This is a genomic window from Streptomyces sp. NPDC126499, from assembly GCF_040302485.1.
Taxonomy (GTDB): Bacteria; Actinomycetota; Actinomycetes; order Streptomycetales; family Streptomycetaceae; genus Streptomyces.
Genome location: NZ_JBEOUO010000048.1, coordinates 1 through 6,444 on the forward strand (window position 1 = coordinate 1; position 6,444 = coordinate 6,444).

The following is a 6,444-nucleotide window of genomic DNA, read 5'->3' on the forward strand; positions in this document are numbered from 1 at the left end:
ATGAGGTGGCGTGCGCCGTGGTGGGTGACGAGGTGGCGGGCGAGGAGGCTGCCGAGTGCGCCGGTGCCTCCGGTGATCAGCACCGTCCCCTCCGGGTCCGGCGGAGCCGGCAGCGTCAGGACCGCCTTGCCGGTGTGCCGGGCCTGGCTGAGATAGCGCAGCGCCTCCGGGGCGTGGCTGACGTCCCACGCGGTCACCGGCAGCCGCCGCAGCTCCCCGGACTCCAGCAGCCGCACCAGCTCGACCAGCATCTCCTGGACCCGCTCGGGCTCCACCCGCATCAGGTCGTACGCGGTGTACGACACACCCGGGTACCGCTTCTCCACCTCGGCCTCGTCGCGGATGTCGGTCTTGCCCATCTCCAGGAACCGGCCGCCCGGCGCGAGCAGCCGCAAGGACGCGTCCACGAACTCCTGGGCCAGCGAGTTCAGCACCACGTCGAAGCCCCGGCCGCCGGTGGCCGCCCGGTACTGCTCCTCGAAGTCGAGCGTACGGGTCGAGGCGATCCGGTCCTCGGCCACGCCCAGCGACCGCAGCACGTCCCACTTGGGCCTGCTCGCCGTGCCGTACACCTCCAGGCCGAAGTGGCGCGCGAGCTGCAGCGCGGCCATGCCCACGCCGCCGGTCGCCGCGTGCACCAGCAGCGACTCGCCCGGACGCGCCTTCGCCAGGTCCCGAAGGCCGTAGTACGCGGTGAGGAACACGACCGGGATCACCGCGGCGTCCGTGAACGTCCAGCCCCGCGGCATCCGGGTCACCCAGCGGTGGTCGGTGACCGCGACCGGTCCGATCGCCCCCAGCGGGAACAGCCCCATCACCCGGTCGCCCACCGCGACCGAGGTCACGCCCGGCCCCGTCTCCAGGACGACACCGGCCGCCTCCCCGCCGATCCGGGCCTCGTCGCCCGGGTACATCCCGAGACCCACGAGGACGTCACGGAAGTTCAGACCCGCGGCCCGCACCTGCACCCGCACCTCGCCGTGGCCCAGCGGGGCGCCCGCCTCCGGCGCGGGCAGCAGCGCCAGATTGCCGAGGGTGCCGGAGCTGTGCACGTCGAGCCGCCAGTACGGCGTGTCCTTCGGCGGCACGAGCACCTCCGGCGCCCGGTCGGCCCGCACCAGACGGGGCGCGTAGACACCGCCGTCGCGCACCGCGAGCTGGTGCTCGTCCCCGGTGAGCAGCGCCGACACGGCGGCCGCCAGCCCCTCCGTACGCCCCTCGGCGACCTCGTCGACGTCCAGCAGGCCGAACCGGTCCGGGTGTTCGGTGCGGGCGGCGCGCAGCAGGCCCCACACGGCGGAGGCGGCCAGGTCCCGGATCTCGGGGCCGGGCCGGGCGGCCACGGCGCCCCGGGTGACGGCCACGAACCGCGGCTCCGCCGCGGCGCCGGCCGGCCACTCCCGCTCCAGCCAGTCCTGCGTCAGCGCGAGCGCCCGGGTGCTCAGCTCCTCCACCCGCGAGGGCAGTTCCGCGTCCGCGGCCGGGTCGTCCGCGGCCGGGTCGTCCGCGGCCGGGGACCCGTCCAGGAAGGTGGCGAGCACGACCCCGGGCGCCTCGGCGCCCGCCGCGACGGCCGCGTGCAGCGCGGCGGCGTCGGGATGGGCCGGGACGCCGAGCGCCTCCGCGAGGCCCAGCGGGTCCGGGCCGAGGACGGCGACGGCCTCCGGCGCCGCGCCCGGCGTCCCGGCCGCCGGCAGCGGCTTCCAGTCCACCAGGTGCAGCGGGGTCCGGCCGCCTCCGGATCCGTCCGCGCCGGCCGCGAGATCGGCCAGGGCGCCGGCCCGCGCGGTCACGGCCGCCACCGTGGCGACCGGAGCGCCGGCCGGATCGGTCAGCAGCAGCCGTACGGTGTCCTCGCCCGTCCGGGTCAGCCGCAGCCGCACCCGGGTCGCCTCGACGGCGTGCAGGGCCACGCCCCGCCAGCTGAAGGGCAGCAGCACGCTCTCGGCGTCCTCGCCCGTCACCTCGCGCGCCCACGGGTGGAGGGCGGCGTCGAGGAGGGCCGGGTGGAGGGTGTGCCCGGTGGCCTCGACGCCTTCGGGGAGCTCGATCTCGGCGTACAGGTCGTCGCCGTCGCGCCAGAGCGCGGTGAGGCCCTGGAAGGCGGGCCCGTAGGTGTAGCCGTGGGCGTGCAGCTCCTCGTACGCGCCCGTGAGGTCGACGCGCTCGCCCGGTGGCGGCCACGGCAGCTCCTCGGGCGTGTCGACCGCGTCCGACAAGGTGCCGGAGGCGTGCCGGGTCCAGGACTCGGCGTCGTCCGTGCGCGAGTGCACGGCGATCGTCCGGCTGCCGTCGCCGGCCGCCGGGCCGACCGTGACGTGCAGGGTCACCGGCGTGTCCGCACGCAGCACCAGCGGGGACTCCAGGGTGAGTTCCTCCAGCGCGGGCGTGTCGGTGTGACCGGCGGCGTGCAGGGCGAGGTCGGCGAGGGCCGTGCCGGGAAGCAGCGTGGTGCCGGCGATGGTGTGGTCGGCGAGCCAGGCGTGCGTACGCGTCGAGATCCGGCCGGTGAACACCAGCTGGTCGCTGTCCGCGAGCGTCACCAGGGCGCCCAGCAGCGGATGCTCCGAGGCCACCAGGCCCGCGGACGCCACGTCCGTCGTCACCGTGCCGGGCGACAGCCAGAAGCGCTCGCGCTGGAACGCGTAGGTGGGCAGGCCCTCCACGAACGGCGCCGGGGCCGGAGGCCGCCAGGTGGTGGGCGTGTGGCCCGCGGTGTGGAGGCGGGCGAGGGCGGCGGCCAGGGTCGTGGGCTCGGACGCGTTCTTGCGCAGCGTCGGCACGAGGACGGCCGGCTCGGTGAGCGTGTCCTGGGCCAGCGCGGTGAGCGTCGCGTCCGGCCCGAGCTCCAGGAAACGGCTGGTGCCGGTGGCCTCCAGGTGCCGGATGCCCGGGTGGAAGCGAACGGCCTGGCGGATGTGGTCCGCCCAGTAGGCCGGGGTGAGCAGGTCGTCGCCGGCGGCCGGCAGACCCGTCACGTTGGAGATCACCGGGATCTTCGGGGCGTGGAAGGTCAGGCCCTCGATCGCCCCGCGGAAGTCGGCGAGGACCTCGTCCATGTGCGCCGAGTGGAAGGCATGGCTGACCGTCAGGCGCGTGGTCTTGCGGCCGAGTGCCGCGAAGTGCTGCGCCACCGCCTCGGCCGCGTCCTGGGCGCCGGAGATCACCGTGGCCTCCGGGCCGTTCACGGCCGCGATGTCCAGATCGCCCTCGACGCCGACCAGGGCCTCCCGCACCTCCTCCTCCGAGGCGCGCACGGCGAGCATCGCGCCGTCGCCCCGGGCGGCCTGCATCAGCCGGCCGCGGACCGCGACCAGCGTCACGGCGTCGGGCAGGTCCAGGACACCGGCGGCGTGGGCGGCGGCGACCTCGCCGATCGAGTGGCCGATCAGCGCGTCGGGGACCACACCGTGGTGCTCCAGGGTCCGGTAGAGCGCGGTCTGCAGGGTGAAGAGCGCGGCCTGCGCGTACTGCGTGCGGTTGAGCGTCGCCGCGTCCTGGCCCCACATCACCTCGTGCAGCGGCCGGTCCAGGATCGCGTCGAAGCGGTCGCACACCTCGTGGAAGGCGGCGGCGAACACCGGGTGGGACTCGTACAGTTCGCGGCCCATGCCGAGGCGCTGGCTGCCCTGGCCGGTGAAGAGGAACGCGGTCTTGCCGGTGAGGGCGGTGCCCGTGGTCAGCCCCGGCGCCTCACCGCCCTCGGCGAGCGCGGCGAGCGCGCCGAGCAGGGCGTCCCGGTCGGTGGCCTCGACGACGGCGCGGTGGTCGAAGCGGGTACGGGCCGCGAGCGCGCCCGCGACCTCCTGCGGCGGGGTGTCCGGGTGCTCGTCCGCGAACGCGCGCAGGCGGCGCGCCTGCTCCTTCAGGGCGTGCTCCGACTTCGCCGACAACAGCCAGGGCAGGCCCGGCACTTCGGAGGTCTCGTCCGCCGGCTCCCGGCCGGCGGACGCGCCGTCACCGGCGGCCTCACGGCCCTCGGCGTCCACCGCGTCCCGGCGGGCCGGCTCATCGCCGGGCTGCTCCGCGTGCCGCTCGACGGTCCGCTCCGTCGCCTGCTCGATCACGACGTGCGCGTTGGTGCCGCTGATGCCGAACGACGACACGGCGGCCCGCAGCGGGGTCTCGTCGGCGGCCGTCCAGGGCTGCTCCTCGGTGAGCAGCCGTACGGTGCCCGCCGACCAGTCGACGTGGTCCGTCGGCCGGTCGACGTGCAGCGTGCGCGGCAGCCTGCCGTTGCGCATCGCCATCACCATCTTGATGACGCCGCCGACGCCCGCCGCGGCCTGCGTGTGGCCGATGTTCGACTTCAGCGAGCCCAGCCAGAGCGGACGTGCGGCGTCGCGCTCGCGCCCGTACGTGTTGATCAGGGCCTGCGCCTCGATCGGGTCGCCCAGGGTCGTACCGGTGCCGTGCGCCTCGACCGCGTCCACCTGGTCGGACGTCAGCTGGGCGTTGGCGAGCGCCTGCCGGATCACCCGCTCCTGCGACGGGCCGTTCGGCGCCGTCAGCCGGCCGCTCGCGCCGTCCTGGTTGGTCGCGGTGCCGCGCACGACGGCGAGGACGGGGTGGCCGTTGCGCACGGCGTCGGACAACCGCTCGACGAGCAGCAGGCCGACGCCCTCGCTCCAGCCGGTGCCGTCGGCCGCGGCCGAGAAGGCCTTGCAGCGGCCGTCGGCGGACAGCCCGCGCTGGCGGCTGAACTCCACGAACGTGTTGGGCGTGGCCATCACCGTCGCACCGCCCGCGAGCGCGAGCGAGCACTCGCCCTGCCGCAGCGACTGCACCGCGAGGTGCAGGGCCACCAGGGACGAGGAGCAGGCGGTGTCCACGGACACCGCGGGGCCCTCGAGACCGTAGACGTAGGCGAGGCGGCCCGAGGCCACGCTGCCCAGGCTGCCGCTGGCCAGATAGCCCTCGTACTCCTCGGGTGCCGGCCGCAGCCGTGAGGCGTAGTCGTTGTACATCACCCCGGCGAAGACGCCCGTGTCGCTGCCCCGCAGGGTCGTCGGGTCGATGCCCGCCCGCTCGAACGCCTCCCAGGCCGTCTCCAGGAGCAGCCGCTGCTGCGGGTCGGTGGCCATCGCCTCGCGCGGGCTCAGTCCGAAGAAGGACGCGTCCGCCCGCGCCGCCTCGTACAGGAACCCGCCCCGGGCGGTCGTCGACTTGCCGACGGCCTCCGGATCCGGGTCGTACAGGTCCTCGTCCCAGCCGCGGTCCTCGGGGAAGAGCCCGATGGCGTCGGTGCCCTCGCTGACCAGCTTCCACAGGTCCTCGGGCGAGGACACCCCGCCCGGGTAGCGGCAGGCCATGCCGACGATCGCGATCGGCTCGTGCCGTGCCTGCTCGATCTCCGAGATCCGGCGCCGCGCCAGCCTCAGGTCGGTCGTCGCCCGCTTGAGGTAGTCGCGGAGCCTGTCTTCGTTGTTCGCCACGTTCGCCACGGGAGCGTTGTTCGCCACGGGAGCTCAACCTTCACTGCTGTCGAAAAGAGGGATGGACGGGACGGCGCCGGGCGCCGGGACGGAGATCAGGACAGGCCGAGCTCCTTGTCGAGGGCTTCGAAGAGCTCGTCGTCCGTCGCGGAGCCGAGGTCGTCGGCCGCCGGCTCCCCGAGGGAGGCGGCCAGGCCGTGCCAGCCCTGCAGTACGGACTGCAACCGCTGGGTGATCTCGGCCGCCTCCGCCGCGTCCCGGGCGGCGGTGCCCGCCGCGTGCTGCCGCAGCAGCTCCTCGAGCCGCTCGATCGCCTCCAGGGGATCGGCCGGACCCGCGGGCGCCACCGGACCGGCCGTCACGGCCAGTTCGCCGAGCAGGTGCCGGGCGAGCGCCAGCGGCGTGGGGTGGTCGAAGACCACCGTCGTCGGCAGCCGCAGCCCCGTCACCGCGTTGAGCCGGTTGCGGAACTCCACCGCCGTCAACGAGTCGAAGCCGAGGTCCAGAAGCCCGCGTTCGGCGTCGATCCGGTCCGGCGAACCGTGCCCGAGGACCGCCGCCACGTGCTCCCGCACCAGACCGAGCACCAGCTCCTCGCGCTCCTCGGCCGGCGTCGCCGCGAGCCTGTCCGCGAGCGGCACCGCACCGCCGGCGGCCCGCGAGCCCGTGCCCGCCGCGGCACCGCGCCGCGCCGGTCCGCCGCGCACCAGGCCGAGCAGCGGCTCAGGGCCCCTGCCGGAGGCCGCGAGGGTCCGCAGGGCGTTCAGGTCGAGCCGCGCCGGGTAGAGCAGCGGCTCCGTCGAGCCGAGGGCCGTGTCCAGCATCCGCAGCGCCTCCTCCGGAGGCATCGGCACGATCCCGGAGCGGCGCAGCCGCGCGAGGTCCGTCGCGGTCAGCCGCTCGCCCATGCCGCCCTCGTCCCAGAGTCCCCAGGCGAGGCTGGTGGCGGGTTGTCCGTGGGTGTGGCGGTGGTGGGCGAGGGCGTCGAGGAAGGTGTTGGCGGCGGCGT

Annotated in this window: 1 protein-coding gene and 1 pseudogene; both read right to left on the reverse strand. The window is 75.4% G+C overall.

What is annotated here, in order from left to right; genetic code table 11:
* Positions 1 to 5,414 (reverse strand): annotated as a pseudogene (locus ABTZ91_RS33875) (beta-ketoacyl synthase N-terminal-like domain-containing protein); the annotation flags it as partial.
* 116 nt (positions 5,415 to 5,530) lie between these two features.
* Positions 5,531 to 6,444, reverse strand: a 914-nt coding sequence (locus ABTZ91_RS33880) for a phosphopantetheine-binding protein (RefSeq protein WP_352081083.1), incomplete at its 5' end; no start/stop codon positions are given.